Origin of the sequence: Couchioplanes caeruleus, from assembly GCF_003751945.1 — a bacterium.
Lineage (GTDB): Bacteria > Actinomycetota > Actinomycetes > Mycobacteriales > Micromonosporaceae > Actinoplanes > Actinoplanes caeruleus.
On sequence record NZ_RJKL01000001.1, the window covers coordinates 4,821,764 to 4,842,136 of the forward strand.

At 69.1% G+C, this 20,373-nt stretch carries 18 protein-coding genes, 2 tRNA genes and 1 other RNA gene; 13 read left to right on the forward strand and 8 right to left on the reverse strand.

The window, feature by feature from the left end; genetic code table 11:
* Positions 1-12: 12 nt before the first annotated feature.
* Positions 13-102: transfer RNA gene (locus EDD30_RS21370), tRNA-Ser, on the reverse strand.
* Positions 103-211: 109 nt separating this feature from the next.
* On the opposite strand from EDD30_RS21370, the gene deoD reads away from it, so the two are divergent.
* A complete protein-coding gene (gene deoD, locus EDD30_RS21375; RefSeq protein ID WP_071809793.1) occupies positions 212-919 on the forward strand; it encodes a purine-nucleoside phosphorylase in 708 nt (235 codons plus the stop codon).
* On the opposite strand, the gene tadA is transcribed toward deoD, so the two are convergent.
* The gene (gene tadA / locus EDD30_RS21380; RefSeq protein ID WP_342353743.1) at positions 909-1,358 is read right to left on the reverse strand and encodes a tRNA adenosine(34) deaminase TadA; all 450 of its coding nucleotides are present in this window, start codon (positions 1,356-1,358) and stop codon (positions 909-911) included. The two genes, deoD and tadA, sit on opposite strands and share 11 nt — an antisense overlap.
* Entirely contained in the window at positions 1,355-1,879 is a 525-nt protein-coding gene (locus tag EDD30_RS21385; RefSeq protein WP_071809791.1) for a tRNA adenosine deaminase-associated protein, read from the reverse strand. Before EDD30_RS21385 ends, tadA begins: the two co-directional genes overlap by 4 nt.
* A 276-nt stretch (positions 1,880-2,155) precedes the next feature.
* Here EDD30_RS21385 and EDD30_RS38395 point away from each other — a divergent pair, with 276 nt between their 5' ends.
* From EDD30_RS38395 to EDD30_RS21395, 3 genes are all read left to right on the forward strand, one after another.
* On the forward strand, positions 2,156-2,410 hold the full coding sequence (locus tag EDD30_RS38395) for a hypothetical protein (protein WP_143163059.1): 255 nt from the start codon (positions 2,156-2,158) through the stop codon (positions 2,408-2,410).
* Between the two features lie 714 nt (positions 2,411-3,124).
* Entirely contained in the window at positions 3,125-3,334 is a 210-nt protein-coding gene (locus tag EDD30_RS21390) for a hypothetical protein (protein ID WP_071809790.1), read from the forward strand.
* Between the two features lie 564 nt (positions 3,335-3,898).
* Positions 3,899-4,240 carry an STAS domain-containing protein gene (locus EDD30_RS21395; protein WP_071809789.1) on the forward strand — a complete coding sequence of 114 codons (342 nt, stop codon included), beginning with the start codon at positions 3,899-3,901 and terminating at the stop codon, positions 4,238-4,240.
* A 920-nt stretch (positions 4,241-5,160) separates the two neighbouring features.
* Here the strand turns inward: EDD30_RS21395 and EDD30_RS21400 are convergent.
* Together EDD30_RS21400 and EDD30_RS21410 are read right to left on the reverse strand one after the other, a co-directional pair.
* The gene (locus tag EDD30_RS21400; protein ID WP_244945348.1) at positions 5,161-5,661 is read right to left on the reverse strand and encodes a GNAT family N-acetyltransferase; all 501 of its coding nucleotides are present in this window, start codon (positions 5,659-5,661) and stop codon (positions 5,161-5,163) included.
* 534 nt (positions 5,662-6,195) lie between these two features.
* A tRNA-Ser gene (locus EDD30_RS21410) sits at positions 6,196-6,283 on the reverse strand.
* 81 nt (positions 6,284-6,364) lie between these two features.
* Here EDD30_RS21410 and ffs point away from each other — a divergent pair.
* From ffs to EDD30_RS21455, 9 genes are all read left to right on the forward strand, one after another.
* An RNA gene (gene ffs / locus EDD30_RS21415) (signal recognition particle sRNA small type) lies at positions 6,365-6,461 on the forward strand.
* A gap of 71 nt (positions 6,462-6,532) precedes the next feature.
* Positions 6,533-9,919: a DNA polymerase III subunit gamma and tau gene (locus tag EDD30_RS21420; protein ID WP_123678448.1), complete on the forward strand. Its 3,387-nt coding sequence runs from the start codon at positions 6,533-6,535 to the stop codon at positions 9,917-9,919.
* Between the two features lie 95 nt (positions 9,920-10,014).
* A complete protein-coding gene (locus EDD30_RS21425) occupies positions 10,015-10,323 on the forward strand; it encodes a YbaB/EbfC family nucleoid-associated protein (RefSeq protein WP_071807148.1) in 309 nt (102 codons plus the stop codon).
* Positions 10,324-10,327: 4 nt separating this feature from the next.
* Positions 10,328-10,921, forward strand: coding sequence for a recombination mediator RecR (gene recR, locus EDD30_RS21430; protein WP_071807147.1), 594 nt, complete (start codon positions 10,328-10,330; stop codon positions 10,919-10,921).
* A 515-nt stretch (positions 10,922-11,436) separates the two neighbouring features.
* Positions 11,437-12,444 (forward strand): ABC transporter permease, encoded by a 1,008-nt coding sequence (locus tag EDD30_RS21435; RefSeq protein WP_071807146.1) that lies wholly within the window; start codon positions 11,437-11,439, stop codon positions 12,442-12,444.
* An 84-nt stretch (positions 12,445-12,528) separates the two neighbouring features.
* Positions 12,529-14,295: an ABC transporter substrate-binding protein gene (locus tag EDD30_RS21440; protein WP_071807145.1), complete on the forward strand. Its 1,767-nt coding sequence runs from the start codon at positions 12,529-12,531 to the stop codon at positions 14,293-14,295.
* Between the two features lie 116 nt (positions 14,296-14,411).
* Positions 14,412-15,413, forward strand: a complete 1,002-nt coding sequence (locus EDD30_RS21445) for an ABC transporter permease (protein WP_071807144.1) — start codon at positions 14,412-14,414, stop codon at positions 15,411-15,413.
* Between the two features lie 10 nt (positions 15,414-15,423).
* Positions 15,424-16,491, forward strand: coding sequence for an ABC transporter ATP-binding protein (locus EDD30_RS21450; RefSeq protein WP_071807143.1), 1,068 nt, complete (start codon positions 15,424-15,426; stop codon positions 16,489-16,491).
* 76 nt (positions 16,492-16,567) lie between these two features.
* Positions 16,568-17,623 carry an ABC transporter ATP-binding protein gene (locus EDD30_RS21455; RefSeq protein WP_071807152.1) on the forward strand — a complete coding sequence of 352 codons (1,056 nt, stop codon included), beginning with the start codon at positions 16,568-16,570 and terminating at the stop codon, positions 17,621-17,623.
* A 140-nt stretch (positions 17,624-17,763) separates the two neighbouring features.
* Here EDD30_RS21455 and EDD30_RS21460 read toward each other — a convergent pair whose 3' ends face one another.
* The 3 genes from EDD30_RS21460 to EDD30_RS21470 are packed head-to-tail and all read right to left on the reverse strand — an operon-like array spanning position 17,764 to position 20,335.
* The gene (locus EDD30_RS21460; RefSeq protein ID WP_071807142.1) at positions 17,764-19,347 is read right to left on the reverse strand and encodes a beta-N-acetylhexosaminidase; all 1,584 of its coding nucleotides are present in this window, start codon (positions 19,345-19,347) and stop codon (positions 17,764-17,766) included.
* Between the two features lie 47 nt (positions 19,348-19,394).
* Positions 19,395-19,676 carry a hypothetical protein gene (locus tag EDD30_RS21465; protein WP_071807151.1) on the reverse strand — a complete coding sequence of 94 codons (282 nt, stop codon included), beginning with the start codon at positions 19,674-19,676 and terminating at the stop codon, positions 19,395-19,397.
* A complete protein-coding gene (locus EDD30_RS21470) occupies positions 19,673-20,335 on the reverse strand; it encodes an HNH endonuclease family protein (RefSeq protein ID WP_071807141.1) in 663 nt (220 codons plus the stop codon). The genes EDD30_RS21465 and EDD30_RS21470 overlap by 4 nt, the downstream gene beginning before the upstream one ends.
* Positions 20,336-20,373: the final 38 nt, after the last annotated feature.

The following is a 20,373-nucleotide window of genomic DNA, read 5'->3' on the forward strand; positions in this document are numbered from 1 at the left end:
CTGCCCTGCTAGTGGCGGTGGTGAAGGGATTTGAACCCTTGGAGGGCTTGCACCCTCACACGCTTTCGAGGCGTGCTCCTTAGGCCGCTCGGACACACCACCGCGAAGTAGGTTACTAGACGGCTCGCGCCCGTCGCCGCCGGGTACCCGGAAAGCGCGAAGAGCCAGGTAGCGCCACCTGCCGCGGGGCGGCCTGGCAGGATCTTCAGACATGAGTGTGCACATCGGCGCGCAGCCGGGCGACATCGCCGAGCGGGTTCTCCTTCCGGGAGACCCGATGCGGGCGAAGTGGATCGCCGAGACCTTTCTGAAGGACCCCGTCTGTTACACGCAGGTGCGGGGGATGCTGGGCTTCACCGGCACGTGGCAGGGGGTGCGCGTCTCGGTGCAGGGCTCCGGCATGGGCATGCCGTCCGCCTCGATCTACAGCCACGAGCTGATCAACGAGTACGGCGTCAAGTCGCTGATCCGGATCGGCTCCTGCGGGGCCCTGTTGGACGACCTGAACCTCGGTGACGTGATCGCCGCCATCGGCTCGGCCACCGACTCGAACATGAACCGGGCGCGGTTCGACGGTCTCGTCGACTACGCGCCGGTCGCGGATTTCAGCCTGCTCCGGACCGCCGCCGACGTGGCCGACCGGCGGGAGATCGCGCTGCGGGTGGGTCCGGTACTCGCCGCGGACGCGTTCTACACCGACCGCCCCGACCTCTTCGACACGCTCGCCGACTACGGCGTGCTGGCGGTCGAGATGGAGTCGGCGGCCATCTACACGACCGCGGCCCGGTTCCGGGCCAAGGCGCTGACCATCCTGACCGTCAGCGACCACATCAAGCGCGGCGAGAAGATGGATTCAGCGCAGCGGGAGCAGGGCTTCTCCGACATGGTGCAGATCGGTCTCGACACCATCATCGCCTGAAGAAGTCCTGCATGAGGGCGGCGCACTCGGCCTCCAGAACCCCGGAATAGACCTCGGGGCGGTGGTTGAGGCGCCGGTCCCGCACCACGTCCCACAGGGACCCGGCCGCGCCGGTCTTCGGCTCCCAGGCGCCGAAGACCAGCGTGCCGATCCGGGCCAGCACCAGGGCGCCGGCGCACATCGTGCACGGTTCCAGGGTCACGACGAGCGTGCAGTCCTCCAGCCGCCAACTGCCGGTCAGCAGGGCGGCCCGGCGCAGCGCCAGTATCTCGGCGTGCGCGGTCGGATCGCCGGTCGCCTCCCGCTCGTTCCCGGCCGCGGCCAGCTCGGTGCCGGACCCGTCGAACACCACCGCGCCGACGGGCACGTCCTCCGGAAACGAGGAGGCGACGGAGATGGCCCGCCGCATCCACGTCTCGTGCCGCGGGCGGGGTATCACGCCTCGCGCAGCTCTTCCAGCTCGTCGCCGCAGCCGAGCTTCTGGCAGATCTCCGCGGTCACGTCGGACGGCAGCATGCCCTCGAGCCCGCAGAGCGTCAGCAGCCGATGCGACCCGATGCCAAGGTCGGTCAGCAGCTCCACGTCACCGATCGGATCGGCATCGGGATCGGCGGCCGGCCGCTCTTCCTCATCCTCGTCATCACCACCCCGCGGCGCGGCCAGCTCGTCGATCTCCAGCGCCGGCGTCTCCACATCGGCGAGCAGCAGGGCACCCAGCCGCGACTCGTCGGCGAACGCCGAGTCGGAACCGAACACCCGCAGATCCTCACCCTCGTCGAGGCGCAGAATCACCAGATACTGGTCGTCCGCCTCGACGAACAGCAGCGACAGCTCGGCATCCGGCTCGGCATCCCGGAGCCGGTCCACCACCTCATCGATGTCGGCCAGTCCGGCGAGCTCCAGCTCGGACGCCGTCCAGCCGTTCTTGCCCCGAGCGACGGCGGCAGCGAAAGTCGACACGAATCCCCCCACGGAACTTCAGCTCTCAGCGAGTGACGGTAGCGGCTGCATCGGCTCCCGTGCAGCGCCACGCCCCGAAGGAGACAAAAGGCGGGGCTTTCCGGGTTTCTTCAGTACGGGCACAGCGAAGTCCCGTGACACACCGCACGGCTCCTGCCGTCCCGGCCTGATCACGTCGCCGCCGGCCGGTTCGCGCGGCTGCCGGCCTCGTCGCGTCCGTCGGACCCGCTCCGGCCGGGCGGCATGAGATCGATTTCTATCGCACAATGTGGTTCCGTGAGCGTCGATCCCACCCCTGCCCCTGCCCCTGCTTCTGCCGACACGACCCCCTCCATCACGTGGGCGCACGAACTCGAGGAGACGCCGCCGAGCGTGCTGCGGGCGCGCCGGCGCAAGCGGATCACGGTCATGGCCGGTGCCGCGGTGGTCGCGGTCGCCGCCGTGGCCGGACTCGTCTACTCCGTCACCGATCACCGGCGGGATGTGGTGGTCGCTGAGGGCTTCGCGCCACACGACAAAGTGAAGCCCTGACGTCGCCGCCTAGTTGGGGGCCTCGGAGCTTTGGCATCGCCGCCTGGCCGGGCCCGGAGCTTGGCTTTACCGCCTGGCCGTGGCCCCGCAGCTTTCACTCACCTCCTGGCCGTGGTCCCGAAGCTTCGGCATCGCCCCTCCCTCTGCAGAAGGCTTCGATTTCAATGTCTGGCCGGGCCCGAGGGTCGGCGTCGCCGCCTGATCGACATGCGGCGCTGACCCGACCACGTTCGATGAGGGTGAAAACAGTCGTCGCGCGACCCGATCGGGCAATCACTCTTAGTGGTAGTCCCGATTACGAAGAGGTGCCTGCGGTCGCCCGAACGGGCATGCCGAAATTGGCACTAAGCGAAGATGTAGTTCCGGCTCGAAGGCGAAGCCCGAGCACACTACGCCTCTGATCTTGGTCACGCACTGTGCTGATTTCTCTCGTACGAGCCCGAGTCCTCCCCAGCGCTCCCGTCGTTAACATGATCAAAATGACCTGGCCAGACCGCGGACGCGCATCGTTACCGTCTCGTCGTCTTTCGATCCCTGCGGGACCTGCCACGACTACGCAGAGTGCTAGTGAGGAAGCCGCCCTAATATGTCCCCTCCACGCAAGTGGTGGCGCGAAAAACCACCGGATCGGCCCACGCCCTTCGTCCTGCCGGCGAAAAAGTTTCGCAGATTCGCCTCGCGCAGAAGCGTCGATATCTGTCATAAGGTCGACACGTGAGAGTTGAGCAGCACTGGTGGAATGGTGACGTCCGACTTGCGCGCCGGGACGTCTACGTCCGCACCGACGGGGAGATCTGGGAGGTCGAAGCTCAGATGGGCGGCCCCCAGGGGAAATCCAAGGTGCAGCAGTGTCCGGGAAAGGCCTCCGCGCTGATCCTGGCAGACGCGTGGCGCGGGCCACGCTGGCAGTGGCGTCAGCTCTAGGACGCCAGGAGCCGGGCTGCGCCGCACTCGACCTTTCTTCTCGGCCAGCCGACGAACGGGTCGGACCCTCACGGGTCCGGCCCGTTTCCGTTCCCGCCGGGCGCAGCGGCCCTCAGCGCTCGCCCGACGTCACGGAGGCGCTCGCCGTAGCGCTTGCCCAACGTCCCAGGCGATCGCCGTAGCGCTCGCCCCTATGCCTCAACGGCGTCGCCCTCCGTGTCCGTCGTCGTGGGCGGACATTTCCTCGGCGAGGGCGCTCCCCGTGCCGCCGGAGAAATCCCTCCGTGCCCGCTCTCGTGCCCGAGGCGCTGGGGCCTCGATCCGCTCCGTTGCCTGAGTGGCGGTGGCGTCGACCCTGCTCTCTTGCCCGGACGGTGGTGACCTGGGCCGGGCTCTCGGCTCCACCTCGATGCGACGAATCGCCGCCGAAGCCCTGCTCGGTGCTCCGCGCGTTGTTGCGTAATGCGGATTCCTCTGCGTGATCTGGACGGACGCTTTGTGCGCCATCGAGTAATCGGCCACATCTAACCTGTGAAACCACCCAACCAGGACGAAAGCGATGCCATGCAGGCCACTGTGACCGACCACCGCACCGACGTCGCCGTGCTCCGCCTGAGCGGCGAGCTCGACGCCGACACCGCCCCGAAACTTCACGACCTCCTCGCGGACCTGCTGGAACGACCGGTCCCGCGGATCGTGGTCGACCTGTCCGCCCTCAACTTCTGCGACTCCGTCGGGCTCAGCGCCTTCATCACCGCCAAGCAGGTGATCACCGCACGAGGCGGCTGGCTGAGTTTCGCCGGCGCCAACCACTTCCTCGTGGACCTGCTCGACACCGTCGGCCTGAGCCGGTACTTCGCGATCTTCCCGGAGGTGGACGACGCCATCGCGGCGGCTCAGATATGACAGACGTCGGGTGAGACATGACGAATGCCCGCCGGGCACCGTGAACGTCCGGCGGCGATCACGAACGCCGGGCACCGCCAGCGTCCGGCGGGCACCGTGAGCGTCCGGCGGGCACCGTGAGCGTCCGGCGGGCACCGCGAGCGTCCGGCGGCGATCATGAACGCCGGGCAGCGGTCGCCGTGCAGGCGCCGGATATGACGAACGCCCGGCGGACCGTGTGGTCCGCCGGGCGTCTCCGTGTGGCGGAGGATACGAGATTCGAACTCGTGAGGGTGTGAACCCAACACGCTTTCCAAGTCTGTTGACCATCGTCCGGCACCGACCGATACCGTCTCTGACCTGCCGCTACCTCTCGCTCCGGACGTCGCAGAACGGCTGCGGTCGGCATCGAATGAGACCACAACTGAGACCACAACCGAGACCGCTTGGGCCTGCTACAGCAGCCGGAGCATCGTTGTTCCCGGTACCGAGCGCGTCAGGACGGGCTCGGTACCGGCTCGGAGGTTGGCGGGCAGGAATGCCCCGCACCTGAGCATCGAGCGTGGGTGCCCCAGGAGGTCATCCGAGGGCGACGGAGACGGGTTCGGCGACCTGCTGGACGACGGTGCCGTCTCGTCTAGGCATCGCGCGACGTACCCACCGCACCACGAGGGCGCCTCGACGCTGGCCACCTGCCACTTGCCGTCCTCGTCTCGGATCTCGAACCGCCACGGCTTCGCGTCGCTCTGATGACTCAACGCACCACCGCCGGAGCTCCACCAGACGGCGGTTACGTACAGAGCACCTATCGACATCAGCAAGTGAGCAGAGAGGTCGGCAGAGGAAACGATGCCGCACCTGAAGTTCCCCGGCTACGCGACGTGACGATGGTCGCCCCATCCACGTCCGGATTCGATGAGCGGGCGTAGAGCTTCCCGCGCCTACCGAGCGGGGCGTTCGTAGAGGAACTCCGTGCCGTCCTCGTCGTCCCACTGCTCGCCGACATGGGCGAAGCCGAACCCGGCAATGGTCGCCAGTGAGGCATGGTTCTCGGGACTGATACTGGCCCGCACGGTGACAGCCGACGGCTCGGCGGCGGCCCAGAGTAGCAACGCGGCGACCATCGCCTTGGCGTAGCCGCGCCTGCGGTAGTCCGGGTCCGTGCTGTATCCGATCTCCACCATTCCGTCGTCGTCGGGCGGACCGTGGAAGCCGCCGGCTCCGACCACCACCTCGTCCGGAACTGATACCGCCGCTCGGACGATCCAGTCGGTAGCCCGGGGATCTTTGGCGATCTGGTCGAGGCGCATTCGCCACAGCCACGTGACGTCGTCGGAAAGGAACCAGTCCGACAGTCGAACCCCGGTGACTTCGCGGGCAGCGGTCAAATCGCCGTTGAGCAGGCACTCCAGCGCTTGCGGGGGCAGGGGCACGAAACGCACGGTGGGCGTAGTAGATGGCGGCATCGCGGAGATCGTCACATGGTCGGCGATGAGGCGGCAACGCGGTGTTCGCACCTCGTGATCCAGGCGCCGATCCGCCTCTACCGGTAACCCAGCGTAAGCAGCGGAAGGAGTTCACCGAGCCGTCGGTCGTCATCAGCCCGAGCGTCCAGCTTCCCGGCCTCGGTACGTTTGCCGTACTTGGCTCTGCATCGGAACCCGTACGCCGACAGGAGGCAGCAACTCATTCCGCGACACTGGCACATCAGCCTTTTGAGCGCTTTCCCTCCCGTCCGGGCAACCACGAGCATGGCGGCCCGGTACCAGCACATGACCGACCCGATCCGGGCCGACATCGCCAAGCGGGTCGGCGGCCTCATCTGGAGGCCTGCCGAGCTGCCGCCCGCTGACCCGGCGGGGGAGAAGGAAGGCGGATCGGAGGCCGCCTGACGAGAAACTAGACCGAAACTGAGACCGCTCACGCAGAAGGGCCGATCCCCTCGGGGTCGGCCCTTGCGTTGTGCCTGGTCAAGCTGGCGGAGGATACGAGATTCGAACTCGTGAGGGTGTGAACCCAACACGCTTTCCAAGCGTGCGCCCTAGGCCTCTAGGCGAATCCTCCGTCCGACAGGATACAGACCCGATCCCACCGGTTTCCGCGGGACCACCCGGTGGCCCGCCGACCGCTGCAGGTAGGCTGTCCACCAGCCCCTCGTGCGGCGCGTAACCCGTGAACCTCCCCAGGGCCGGAAGGCAGCAAGGATAAGCGGGCTCTGGCGGGTGCACGGGGGGTCCTTCACTTCTGGGGCACGCCGTTTGTTCTTGTCACACCCTCGACGGAGAATGGCGCGGTCGTCAGGAGGAGGCAGGAGTGGCACTGGCCCTCTACCGCAAGTACCGTCCTCGCACGTTTGCCGAGGTCATCGGACAGGAGCACGTCACCGAGCCGCTGTCGCAGGCGTTGCGCAGCGGGCGGCTGCACCATGCCTATCTCTTCTCCGGCCCGCGCGGCTGCGGCAAGACCTCCAGCGCTCGCATCCTCGCCCGGTCGCTCAACTGTGAGCAGGGTCCCACTCCCGAGCCGTGCGGGGCCTGCGGGTCATGCAGGTCGCTGGCCAACGACGGCGCCGGTTCGATCGACGTCATCGAGATCGACGCGGCCAGTCATGGTGGCGTCGACGATGCACGCGAGCTGCGGGAGAAGGCGTTCTTCGCCCCCGCTAACAGCCGCTACAAGATCTACGTCATCGACGAGGCCCACATGGTGTCGTCGGCGGGCTTCAACGCGCTGCTCAAGCTCGTCGAGGAGCCGCCCGACTACGTCAAGTTCATCTTCGCCACGACCGAGCCGGAGAAGGTGCTCGGCACGATCCGGTCGCGGACCCATCACTACCCGTTCCGGCTGATCCCGCCGGCGGTGCTCCGGCCGTACCTGCAGCAGTTGACCGATGCCGAGGGCATCCACGTCGACCCGACCGTCTTTCCCCTGGTCGTGCGGGCGGGCGGGGGCAGCGCGCGGGACACGCTGTCGGTCCTCGACCAGCTCATCGCCGGGGCCGGCCCCGAGGGCGTCGACTACGCCCGAGCGGTGGCGCTGCTCGGCGTGACCGACGTCGCGCTGATCGACGAGATGTGTGACGCGCTGGCCGCCGGCGACGGCGCGGCGGCCTACCAGACGATCGACCGCGTCGCCGAGGCCGGCCACGACCCCCGGCGGTTCGCGTCCGACCTGCTCGAACGCTTCCGTGATCTGATCGTCCTGCAGCAGGTCCCGGACGCCGTCACCAAGGGCCTGATCGACGGCCCGGCCGACCAGCTCGAGCAGATGGGCGCCCAGGCCACCCGTCTCGGCCCGGCCACCCTCTCCCGGTGCGCCGACATCGTGCACAACGGCCTGGTCGAGATGCGCGGCACGACCGCACCGCGGCTGCTGCTCGAGCTGATCACCGCCCGCATGCTGCTCCCCGGCGCCGACGACTCCAGCGGCGCGCTGCTCCAGCGTCTGGAGCGCATGGAGCGGCGACTCACCCTGACGTCCGACCACGATTCCGTACGCCCGGAGCACCCGTCCCCGCAGGATGCACAGCCGTCGGCCGCCACCACCGCATCATCGGTGTCCGGTGTCGGCCTGTCGGCAGCACGCGCTGCGGCAGCGGCGGCGCGCCGCGGCCAGGCGGGAGGAGCGTCGCCCGCCGCGGGTGCCGTCGCAGGATCCGCTTCCGATCCTGTTGCAACGCCCGCACCGGTGGACGCCACGTCCGCGTCGTCGTCCGGCGTAGCGAACGACACACGCGCCGCCACGGCCGCGGCGGGGCACGTCGACGCCTCTGAGCAATCCGGGCAGGTCGACGGCGATGAGCAAGCTCGGCACGCCGGCAGTGACGGGCAAGGGGGTCGCGACGGCTCGGTGACACCGCCGTCCGTCCCGTCAGCCGCGGCTTCCGCGTCGAGCTTGACGACCGACGCGTCTGTTCCTGCCTCCACGGTGGCGCCCGGCGAGCTTGCCCAAGCCGGAACGCCGGTGCCAGCGGCGCCGGAGCCGCGGCGGCCCGAGCCTGCCGGTTTGATGCCTGACGCCTCCGAGCAGCCGCGGCGGCCCGAGCCGGCCGGTCTGATGCCCGACGCCCCCGAGGAGCCGGGCGTTGCCGCCGCTGTCGTGCCGGGGCAGCTCACCGTGGCATCGATCCGTGAGGTGTGGCCCCAGATCATGGTGGTGGTCGGCCGGAAGAGCAAGAAGATCGCCGCGCTGGTCCAGGGCGCCACGGTTCGCGAGCTCGAGGGCCAGACCGTCGTGCTGACGTTCCGCTTCCCCGCGCACGCCCGGATGGTGGCCGCCGAGCCGCAGCTCATCGCCGACGCGCTCTACGAGGAGCTCGGTGGCCGCTGGCAGATCCGGTGCGACGTGGCCGGCGAGAGCGGACCATCGCAGGGCGGGGGTGGACGGCCCGCTCCCCGGGGCCCGCAGGGCGGTGGCGGACCTGCCTCGCACGGCCCGCAGGATTCGCGCGGCCCGCAGGAATCCGGCTCTCAGCAATCGCGGCCGGCTCTCCAAGACGCTCCGGAGCAGCGGACGCCGGCCCAGGGGCGCAGCGCATCGAGCACCTCCGCCCGCCAGGCCGGGACGGCGCCGCAGGCCTCGGCCGACGAGGAGGACGACGGGGGCTGGCCGGAACCCGTCAAACCCGGAGGGCTCGCGGCCCCAGCCGCCAGCGCGGCCCAAGCCGTAACGGTAAGCCAGGCCGCGACGCTGGCTCAGGCTCCCGCGGCGGGTCAGGCGGTTGGTCAGGCACCCACGGCGGGTCAGGCGGTTGGTCAGGCACCCACGGTGGGTCAGGCGGTCGGTCAGGCACCCACGGTGGGCCAGGCGGTCGGTCAGGCTGCGACGGCGGCTGAGGTCGCGACGGCGGGTCAGGCGGCGACGGTGACTCGAGCCCCTGTGACTGGTCAAGCTGCGTCGACGGCTCAGGTCCCGGGCACGGCCCAGGCGCCAGCCGCGGTCGAAGCCCCGGCCTCAGCCGCGGACGAGGGCGACGGTGACGAGTGGCCGGAGCCCGCCGTTCCCGGTCGCGCGGGCGGGTCTGCGCTCAGCGCGGACAGCGGAGCCGAGGCCGACCGGGTTCGCCCCCACGCGGTGCCGGAGGCGCGGGTGGTTCCGCGCAACGATCCACCCGGGACAGTCGGAGGCTCCAACGGGTCGACTGCGCCGAGCCGGGGGATCGCTGCGGCTCGGGCCGCGGCCGCCCGGGGAGCGGCGCCCGCTGCCGGACGATCCGCTCCGCAGGCTGCCCCGAGCGGAGCCGCAGCCGGTGCGGCCCGCGGTCACGCTTCCGGCGGCACCTCCTGGTCCGACGGCTCTCCGACCGAGGAGGCGCCGTATGACCCCGAGTACGACGGTCCGGTCCCCGACGACAAGGGGACGACCCGTGGTGGCTCCGGGACAAGCCGACGTGGCGACGGAGCGAGCCGCGGGGCCGGCGAGACGGTCCGCGGGGGCACGGGCACCGTCCGCAGCGGTGACGGGGCGGTCCGTGGTGGCAGCGGGACGGGCGTCGGGGCGGTCCGCGGTGGCAGCGGGACGGGTGTCGGGGCCAACGGCACCGTCCGCGGTGGTGACGGGGCGGCGTGGGAGGGGTTCGATCCCGGTGACGAGCCGCTCGACGACGTGATCGACGAGAAGACCGCGCGGCAGAGCAGTGAGCAGCAGGCCGTGCGGCTGCTGCAGGAGGTCTTCGGGGCGGAGAAGATCAGCGAGTCCTGACCCGGCTGCCGCGGTTCGCCGCCGCGCACGGGACAATGGAGCCGACCATTCCCTTGACTGAGGAGTTTCGTATGCGCCCCGGTGGACAGCCGAACATGCAGCAGATCATGAAGCAGGCGCAGAAGATGCAGCAGCAGGTCGCGCAGGCGCAGGCCGAGCTGGCCGAGGCCGAGCTCACCGGCACTGCCGGCGGTGGCCTCGTCAGCGTGGTCGTGACCGGACTCGGCGAGTTCAAGTCCGTGAAGATCGACCCGAAGGCGGTCGACGCCGACGACGTCGAGACGCTCGAGGATCTGGTGCTCGCGGCGATCCACAATGCCGCGGAGGCGCAGCGGGAGCTCACCGAGCAGAAGATGGGCCCGGCCACCGGCGGTCTCGGTGGCCTGACCCTGCCGGGGTTCTGAGCCCGTGTACGAGGGCGCCATCCAGGACCTGATCGACGAGCTCGGCCGGCTCCCGGGCGTCGGCCCGAAGAGCGCCCAGCGGATCGCGTTCCACATCCTCTCCGCGGATCCCGCCGACGTGAACCGGCTGGCCACCTCCCTGCGCAAGGTGAAGGAGCTGGTCCGCTTCTGCACGACCTGCTTCAACGTCGCCGAGTCCGAGCTGTGCCGGGTGTGCCGCGACACGCGCCGTACCAACGAGGTGCTCTGCGTCGTCGAGGAGCCCAAGGACGTCGTGGCGATCGAGCGCACCGGCGAGTTCCGCGGCCGGTATCACGTCCTGGGTGGCGCCATCAATCCGCTCGAGGGCATCGGGCCCGACAACCTGCGCATCCGCGAGCTTCTCGCGCGCCTCGGCACGGGTGAGGTGCGGGAGCTGATCCTGGCCACCGACCCGAACACCGAGGGCGAGGCGACCGCCACCTATCTGGCGCTGATGGTGAAGCCGATGGGGATCGCCGTGACCCGGCTGGCGAGCGGCCTGCCGGTCGGCGGCGATCTGGAGTACGCGGACGAGATCACGCTGGGCCGCGCGTTCGAGGGTCGCCGCGCCGTCTGACCACGACGGTCGAATGCCCATTCATTAATGGCGATATATGAAGGCGATCCTCTAACAGGAAATTGCGCCATCGGCCTAACGGTCGGGTGTCGACCACCCAGGTCACCTCGGGCGTATGACGTGCTTATCCCCCGCGCGGTCCCCTCCAGAGCCTCTTTTCGTCAGTGCAAGGCAACGCGTGCGACTCGCCCGGTATCTTACGCTTCTCGGCCCCGTAGACCGTAAATTTCGGTCTTGGCGGGCACTCAGATAACGGTCACATCACGGGCGAGACACGAACAGCAGTCGCGAGTCGGTGGTGGCCTTGACCACATCCCCGCAGTAGGTGAATGTTCCTAACGATGGCGGCACACACGCCATCCGGTGCCCCCGCTGCCCCGGCCAGACCAGGCCGGTATTCGGGGGACGGCACTCGAGGCTTGCGTAACCGATCGGTTGCTGGAGCGCTACGGGAGTCATCGCCTTGCGGCCTTGGACCTGTGGTGTCGGCAGCCGGGGAAAGGACCGGCGGTTGTATGTCGATCGGCCCAGAGGCGTCGATAACCGATGAGCGTTCGGCGCCCACCGACGACCCCGCCGACGTCCGCGACAGCGGCGAGAAGGCGGTCGCCGGTCGGTCGCTGAAGCAGATCGCCTGGCGGCGGCTCAAGCGCGACAAGGTCGCCATGACCGGCGGCGCCGTCGTGATCGGGCTCGTGATCCTTGCGATCCTCGCGCCCCTGCTCACGCGGTGGTTCGGTCACCCGATCAACGAGTTCCACAATGACCAGATCGATGCCACGCTCGGCACGCCGATCGGCCCGTGGGGCGGCATCAGCAAGGAATTCATCCTCGGTGTGGAGCCGACGTCCGGCCGCGACGTCTTCAGCCGCATCGTCTACGGCGCGCAGACCACTCTGGTCGTGGCGGTGTTCTCCGCGATCGTGTCCACCGCGCTCGGCACCCTGTTCGGTCTCGCCGCCGGCTACCTGGGCGGCTGGGTCGACTCGGTGATCAGCCGGGTCATGGACTTCCTGCTGGCCTTCCCGCAGCTGCTCTTCGCGATCGCCCTGGTCTCCGTCCTCCCCGACGATCTGTTCGGGCTGGACGGGCGCTGGTCGCGGGTGATCGTGCTGATCAGCGTCATCGGGTTCTTCGGCTGGCCGTACATCGGGCGCATCGTCCGCGGGCAGACGCTCTCCCTGCGGGAGCGGGAGTTCGTCGAGGCCTCGAAGAGCCTCGGCGCCCGGTCCGGGCGCATCCTCTTCCGGGAGCTGCTGCCCAATCTGGCCGCGCCGATCCTCGTCTACACCACTCTGATCATCCCCACCAACATCCTGACGGATGCCGCGCTGAGCTTCCTGGGTGTGGGCATTCCGCCGCCGAACCCCTCGTGGGGCGGCATGCTGTCGGAGGCGTTGAGCTACTACACGTCGGATCCGATGTACATGATCATTCCGGGCGTCATGATCTTCGTGACCGTATTGGCCTTCAACCTGTTCGGTGACGGCCTGCGTGACGCTCTCGATCCGAAGGCCCGCTGATCACCGCTTGGTGAGGGCGCGCCCGGTGCACCATCGCATGGTTCACGGAGCCGGTGGTTCCGTTTCGAGGAGGTAGGAGAACAGGTGGTCAGCAAGACAAGGGCGGTGGCGGCCGTTGGAGCCGTCGTCGCGTTGGGGCTCACCGCCGCTTGCGGTGGCAACTCCAACAGCGACAGCAAGAGCGGCGAGGGCAAGAGCGCCTTCAACGCTGCGATCACGTCGGTCGTCAACGCGAGCGAGAAAAAGGGCGGCACGCTCAACCTGTGGAGCTCACAGGACGCCGACTCGTGGGACCCCGTCCGGGGTTACTACGCCTTCGTGTGGAACCTCAACCGCCTCTACACCCGCAAGCTGATGGACTACGCCGCGGCGCCGGGTGAGGCGGGCCTCAAGCTCACGCCCGACCTGGCGGCGGCCGAGCCCGAGATCAGCGCGGACAAGAAGACCTACACCTTCAAGCTGAAGCCGGGCATCAAGTTCGACGACGGCACCCCGATCACGTCCAAGGACGTCAAGTACGGCATCGAGCGCGTCTTCGCGCAGGACGTCGTTCCCGGCGGCCCGTCGTACCTGATCGAGCACCTGGACCAGGGCCAGAAGTACCCCGGCCCCTACAAGGACACCGACCCGAACAAGCTGGGCCTGAAGTCGGTCGAGACGCCGGACGACACGACCATCGTCTTCAAGCTCGCCAAGCCGTTCGGTGACCTGCCGTACCTGCTGGCCATGCCGGGCGCGGGCCCCGTCCCGAAGGCCCGTGACACCGGCGCCAAGTACGGCGAGAAGCCCGCCGCCTCGGGCCCGTACATGATCTCCGAGTACGCCCCGGGCAAGAGCCTCAAGATGGTGCGCAACCCGCACTGGGACGCCAGCACCGACACGATCCGCAAGGCGCTGCCGGACGCGGTCAATTTGACCATCACGACCAACGCCGAGGACCTCGACTCCCGGCTGCTGGCCGGCACCGCCGACCTCGACACCGGCCAGACCGGTGTGCAGGCGAAGGCCCGCGCCGAGATCCTGCAGGACCCGAAGAAGAAGGCCTACTCGGACGCGCCGACCACCGGCTTCATCCGGTACGCGGCCATGTCCACCAAGGTCGAGCCCTTCACCAACATCGAGTGCCGCAAGGCCGTGATCTACGCGGCCGACCCGACCTCGCTGCAGACCGCCCGTGGCGGCCCGGTGGCCGGCGGTGACATCGGCACGAACATGCTGCCGCCGAACATCGCGGGCTCCGACCCGCAGTACGACCCGTACGGTCGTCTGCAGGGCAAGCCGCAGGCCGACAAGGCCAAGCAGGCGCTGGCCGCCTGTGGCAAGCCGGAAGGCTTCAACACGATCATCGCGGTCCGCAACAACCGTCCCGCCGAGATCAAGACCGCCGAGGCGCTCCAGGCCGCGCTGGGCACCGTGGGCATCAAGGCCACGATCGACCAGTACGACGGTGCGCAGGTGGCCTCGGTCACCGGTTCGCCGGACAACGTCCACAAGAAGGGCTACGGCATCATCATCGGTGGCTGGGGTGCCGACTGGCAGACCGGCACCGGTTACATGCAGGCGCTCGTGGACAGCCGTTACATCCAGAAGAACGGCAACTACAACCTGGCCGAGATCAGCGACCCGGCGATCGACAAGATGTTCGACGACGCTGCCCTGCAGACCGACCCGGCCAAGGCCGCGGAGATCTACAAGCAGCTCAACACGAAGGTCATGGAGGGCGCGTACTACCTGCCCTTCGTCTTCGACAAGGCGCTCAACTACCGCAACCCGCGGCTGACGAACGTCTACGTCCACGACGCGTTCGGCATGGTCGACTTCCAGGCCCTCGGCGTCAGCGACGGTAAGTAACAAACCCCGCCCGCATTCAGTAACGGGTAGATCGAAGGGCAGGTGAAGGCCGCCCGCAGTAGGCGGGCGCCGGTTCCGCAAGGAATCGGCGCCCGCTCGCTGTTCGGCCGAATGTCGTGCTGACTTACCTCATCCGGCGGATCGTCAACGCCGTGATCACCCTGCTGGTGGTCACGATGGTGACCTTCGGCATCTTCTTCGCCGTGCCAACGATCACTGGCAGTGATCCGGCGCTGCTCTACATCGGCAAGACCGCCGACGAGGCATCGCTGGAGGGCATCCGGACCAAGCTGGGTCTCGACGACTCGATCCCGGTGCAGTACGGCAAGTTCCTGAAAGGCCTGGTGGCCGGCCGGGACTACGCCAACGGCAACGACGTCACGCACTGCGACGCGCCCTGCCTCGGCTACTCGTTCAAGACCGAGCAGGAGGTGACACCTCTGCTGCTCGGCGACATCCCGGTCACCCTGTCGCTGGCGATCGGCGCGGCGGTCCTGTGGGTCATCGCCGGCGTGGCGACGGGCGTCCTCTCGGCGCTCCGAAGAGGTAGCTTCCTCGACAGGGCGGCGATGACGGGAGCCCTGGCCGGCGTCTCGCTACCCATCTACTTCACCGGCCAGGTGGCGCTGCTGGTCTTCGTCCACCAGCTCGGCTGGCTTCCGGACACGGGCTACACGCCTATCACCGAGGACCCGGCGGCGTGGTTCACCGGCCTGATCCTTCCCTGGGTCACGCTGGCGTTCCTCTTCGCCGCCACCTATGCGCGGCTCACCCGTGCCAACATGCTCGAGACGCTCGGCGAGGACTACATCCGCACCGCGCGCTCGAAGGGTCTGCGCGAGCGTACGGTCATCGGAAAGCACGGGTTGCGCTCCGGCCTGACCCCGCTGGTCACCGTCTTCGGCCTCGACTTCGGTGCTCTGCTCGCCGGCGCCATCCTCACCGAGCAGGTGTTCAACCTGCGCGGCCTCGGATATCAGGCGCTCACGGCGATCCGCCAGAACGACCTGCCGGTGATCCTCGGGGTGACCCTGCTGGCGGCGACCTTCATCGTGATCATCAACCTCATCGTCGACCTGCTCTACAGCGTGATCGACCCGCGCGTACGGCTGAGCTGAGGAGAGAACCATGTCGACACACTCCCTCGCGGGCCTCACGCAGGCGGGCGACCGCAGCACCCGGCCGTTCCTCGAGGTCAAGGACCTCACCGTCCGCTTCGAGACCGACGACGGCCTCGTCCAGGCGGTCAGCTCGTCGTCGTTCGCGGTCGAGCGCGGCAAGACCCTCGGCATCGTCGGCGAGTCCGGCTCGGGCAAGAGCGTGACGTCGCTCGCCGTCCTGGGCCTGCACCGGACCCGCAGCAACGCCAAGGTGTCGGGCCAGATCTGGCTGGACGATCAGGAGCTGGTCACCGCCACCGACGAGCAGGTGCGCCGGCTGCGCGGCGGCAAGATGGCGATGATCTTCCAGGATCCGCTGAGCGCGATGCACCCGTACTACACGGTCGGGGCGCAGATCGTGGAGGCGTACCGGGTGCATCACCCGAAGGCCTCCAAGAAGGAGGCCCGGGAGCGCGCGATCGACATGCTCGCCCGGGTCGGCATCCCGCAGCCCGAGAAGCGCTTCAGCGAGTACGGCCACCAGTTCTCCGGCGGCATGCGCCAGCGCGCGATGATCGCGATGGCGCTGGTCAACGACCCGCAACTGCTGATCGCGGACGAGCCCACCACGGCGCTCGACGTGACCGTGCAGGCGCAGATCCTCGACCTGATCCGGGACCTGCAGGAGGAGTTCGGCTCCGCGGTCATCATGATCACGCACGACCTGGGCGTCGTGGCCGAGCTCGCCGACGACGTCCTGGTCATGTACGGCGGCAAGATCATCGAGCGCGGCCCGGCGGCGGACGTGTTCCACGAGCCGCAGCACCCGTACACCTGGGGTCTGCTGGGCTCGATGCCGCGCCTCGACCGTGAGGTGCGCGACCGGCTCACTCCGGTGAAGGGCACGCCGCCGAGCCTCATCAACCTGCCGTCCGGCTGCGCGTTCCACCCGCGGTGTCCGTACGCGGGCCGCAACGGCGACCGGTCCTTCACCGAGGTGCCGGAGCTGCGCGGGGGCGTGCACGCGGTCGCGTGCCACATGTCGGCCGAACAGCGCCGGACGATCTTCGAGCAGGAAGTCGCTCCGAACCTGTGAGCGCGAGCGGGAGTGAAAAGGGGACGGTCATGATCGACTGCACCGGGGCGAGGAACGAGTGAAGGGCCAGGAGAGCATGACGAACGCGGCTCGGCGCGACGAGAATCTGCTCGAGGTCACCGGCCTGCAGATGCACTTCCCCATCACCAAGGGCCTGTTCAAGCGCAAGGTCGGTGCGGTGCGCGCGGTCGACGGCATCGATCTGTCGGTCAAGGCGGGCGAGACGCTGGGCCTGGTCGGCGAGTCCGGCTGCGGCAAGTCCACCACCGGCCGACTGATGACCCGGATCCTGGAGCCGACCGGCGGCAAGGTCCACTTCGAGGGTCGCGACGTCAGCCACGTGGGCAACAGGGGCCTGCGCCCGCTCCGCCGTGACGTGCAGATGATTTTCCAGGACCCGTACTCGTCGCTGAACCCGCGGCACACGGTCGGCACGATCATCTCGGCGCCGCTGCAGATCCAGAAGATGCCGACGCCGAACGGCCTCAAGCGCGCGGTGCAGGACCTGCTCAAGCTGGTCGGCCTCAACCCGGAGCACTACAACCGCTACCCGCACGAGTTCTCCGGCGGCCAGCGCCAGCGCATCGGCATCGCCCGCGCCCTGGCGCTGCGGCCCAAGCTGATCGTCGCCGACGAGCCGGTGTCCGCGCTGGACGTGTCGATCCAGGCGCAGGTGGTCAACCTCCTCGACGACCTGCAGCGCGAGTTCGACCTGACCTACGTGTTCATCGCGCACGACCTGTCGGTGGTCCGGCACATCTCGGACCGGGTCGCGGTCATGTACCTGGGCAAGGTCGTCGAGATCGCCGACCGCGACCAGCTCTACAAGAACCCGCGCCACCCGTACACGGTCGCGCTGATGTCGGCCGTCCCGGTGCCGGATCCGGCCCGCCGCGACAGCGCTCAGCGCGAGCGCGTGCTGCTGACCGGCGACGTGCCGAGCCCGATCAACCCGCCGTCGGGATGCCGCTTCCGGACCCGCTGCTGGAAGGCCCAGGACATCTGCGCCACGGAGGAGCCGCCGCTGGTGGCGCGCCTCGATGACCCGGCCTCGCACCAGACGGCCTGCCACTTCCCGATCGCGGAGAACGAGACGGTGTCGGGTCGCCGTCCGGCCGGGGCGTCCGCATAAGGATCACGGTCAAGAGCTTGATGTCGTAGCTCGGTGGGTGGTGCTGACCGTCGCTCCCGCCGAGGCCGGGCATGGGGATCCAAGGAGCTGGCGCTCCAGGGCGGATCCCCATGCCCTTCGTTGTGCGTGAGTGGTCACCCTCAACCCCAGACGATCTGCGGCGACGGATAGAAGTTCACGTCTCTGAGCTCCCAGCGGGGGCCGTAGGCGCCGAGGCGGGTGGCGAAGGAGTTCCAGTCGTGGGTGGCCGGCGGCGACCAGCCCAGTTCCGCGATGGCCGGTAGCCGCGGGAACGCCATGAACTCGATGTCGTCCAGGGTGCGGAGAGTCTCCGACCACAACGGGGCTTCAACGCCGAGGATCGCCGGCTCGCCGATCCCGGTCACGCGGGTCGCCGGGTCCCAGTCGTACGCCGTCCGCACCTCGATGTAGCCGGCCCAGGACAGGCCCAGCGGGGTGTGGCGGTCGTACTTCATGTCGAGGTACGCCCGGTCGGCCGGTGACATGACCACCTTCGTGCCCCGGGCCACCGCGGCCGCCACGGTGGGATTGGCCGAGGCGGTGTCCCAGTACTGGGCGATCGCGGTCGCCGAGGCCGGGGACTTCGCGATCTCGTTCCATCCGGACGCGGTCTTGCCGTGCCGAGCCACCAGAGGCAGCACCCGCGCCATGAAGGACAGGTAGTCGGCCTCCGGCGTGGCATGCGCCTCGTCGCCGCCGATGTGCAGGTACGGCCCCGGCGTCATGGCGGCCAGCTCGCGGAGCACGTCGTCGACGAACCGGTACGTCGTCTCCGAGCCGATGCACAGCGAGCTGTACCCGACGGCGGTGTCCGTCCGCGGCGGCGGGGCCACCCCGTCGCAGGCCAGCTCCGGATAGGCCACCTGGGCGGCGTTCACGTGCCCGGGCATGTCGATCTCCGGCACGATGGTCACGAACCGCGCGGCGGCGTACGCGACAAGATCGGTGTATTGGGCCCTGGTGAGGTAGCCGGGGCCGGCGCCGTCGACCCCGGTGCCCGGACCGCCGCTCACGGTCGTCAGCCGGGGCCAGCTCTCGATCTGGATGCGCCACCCCTGGTCATCCGAGAGGTGCAGGTGCAGGTGGTTGACCTTGAACCGGCTGATCTCGTCGACGTAGCTCTTGACCTCGTCGGGGGTGTGAAAGTGCCGGGCGAGATCCAACATCGCCCCGCGGTAGGCGAACCGCGGATGGTCGACGATGCGGCCGCCCGCCACGGCCCACGAGCGCCGAACCGGCGTCGGCGAGTCGATCTGAGCGGGCAGCAGTTGCAGCAGGGTCCGCGTCCCGGCGAAGAGCCCGGCGGGCTGCTCCGCCTGGATGGTGATCGCGGAGGCGCCGACGGTGAGCCGATAGCCCTCGGCTCCGAGCCCCGTGCCGAGCATCAGGGAGATCGACGGTGTGCCCCGGCGTACGGTCGAGACGACCGGCAGTGGATAACCGGTCGCCGGGCGCAGATCCTCGGCCAGCCGCTCACCGACGGCACGGGCCGCGCGGGAGCCCGGCTGCGTCCGGATGACGGTGCGCGGCCCGAGCCGGAAGCTCGTGCCGGAGGCGGGGGTGACCTCCGCCGGGGCGGGAATGACGCTGGTCAGGGCCGGAGTGTCGGGCGGCGTCCCGGCCGATGCCGGCGCGGGCGCCACGACCGCGGGGAGACCCAGTACTGCCACGGCGAGCAGGCGGATGAGCGCGGGTTTGGCCATGCCCGACGCTACATAGGCGAACGTCTATCTGTAAAGGTTGTTACGGATCAACCGTGGGGGCGGTGCAGGATGCCGACCGCGACGGCGTGCACGGCCTCCAGATCCTCCGGGTGCTTCACCGTCGTCCGGGCGCCGGTGACGGTGTACCACTCGTCGGCGTCCTTGTACTGCGCGCGGACCACGACCTGATCCCCGGAAATCTCGGTGCGCAGCGTCAGGTCGCCGGTGATGACGCCGACCTCGTCGGTCATCACCCCGCCCTGACCCGCCACGATGTCCGTGGTCCGGCCGTTCGCCCCGGTCGGCTTCTCCGCAGGTGTCTCAGTCATCGGCACTTCTCCAGCATGTCGGTGAGCGCGGCTTTCTCCTTGTCGGTCACCGTCAATTTCCAGCGGGCCTTGACCGTAATCCAATCGGCGGCGTACTGGCACCAGGCCTCGGTGCGCTCGGGCTTCCAGGTGGACGGGTCCTGGTCGCCCTTGGACCGGTTGGCGGTCGCCGACACCGCGACGAGCTGGGGATCGTCGAGGTCGTTGGCGAACTCCTCCCGCCGGTCGGTGGTCCAGGAGCTCGCCCCCGAACGCCACGCGTTGGCCAGGGGCACCATGTGGTCGATGTCGACCTTCGCCGGGTCGGTGAGCCGGTCGCCGTCGTACACGCTGATCCAGGTACCCGCGACGACGTTGCAGCCCGAGAACTTGACCTTGGTCCCGTCGCGTGTGAGGACCGTGTCCCGGACGTCGCAGTTGTCGCCGGTGCTGCGCCAGTGCGGGAACTTGTCGCGGCGGTATCCGCGCATCGACCCCGCCTCGGCGACGGTCAGGTCGGCCAGCCGGGCGCGGGCGTCGCCGGAGTTCCTCGTGGAGCTGATGCCGCCCGAGTCGGAGCCCGGCTCGGTGACGGTCACCTCGCAGCCGGCGACGGTGAGGGAGGCGAGCAGGGCGGCGCCGAGACGCAGCGCCCAGCGGGGAGCCGGGGAAGGGGGCACGGATCCAGCGTAGGCAGGGTGTGCCCGTTTCGCTCCGT

Excerpts from the sequence above, each read along its gene's own strand:
- deoD (WP_071809793.1), top strand. The coding sequence starts at position 212 with ATGAGTGTGCACATCGGCGCGCAGCCGGGCGACATCGCCGAGCGGGTT.
- EDD30_RS21465 (WP_071807151.1), bottom strand. The coding sequence starts at position 19,676 with ATGACTGAGACACCTGCGGAGAAGCCGACCGGGGCGAACGGCCGGACC.
- EDD30_RS21460 (WP_071807142.1), bottom strand. The coding sequence starts at position 19,347 with ATGGCCAAACCCGCGCTCATCCGCCTGCTCGCCGTGGCAGTACTGGGT.
- EDD30_RS21395 (WP_071809789.1), top strand. The coding sequence starts at position 3,899 with ATGCAGGCCACTGTGACCGACCACCGCACCGACGTCGCCGTGCTCCGC.
- EDD30_RS21425 (WP_071807148.1), top strand. The coding sequence starts at position 10,015 with ATGCAGCAGATCATGAAGCAGGCGCAGAAGATGCAGCAGCAGGTCGCG.
- EDD30_RS21455 (WP_071807152.1), top strand. The coding sequence starts at position 16,568 with ATGACGAACGCGGCTCGGCGCGACGAGAATCTGCTCGAGGTCACCGGC.
- EDD30_RS21435 (WP_071807146.1), top strand. The coding sequence starts at position 11,437 with ATGTCGATCGGCCCAGAGGCGTCGATAACCGATGAGCGTTCGGCGCCC.
- EDD30_RS21450 (WP_071807143.1), top strand. The coding sequence starts at position 15,424 with ATGTCGACACACTCCCTCGCGGGCCTCACGCAGGCGGGCGACCGCAGC.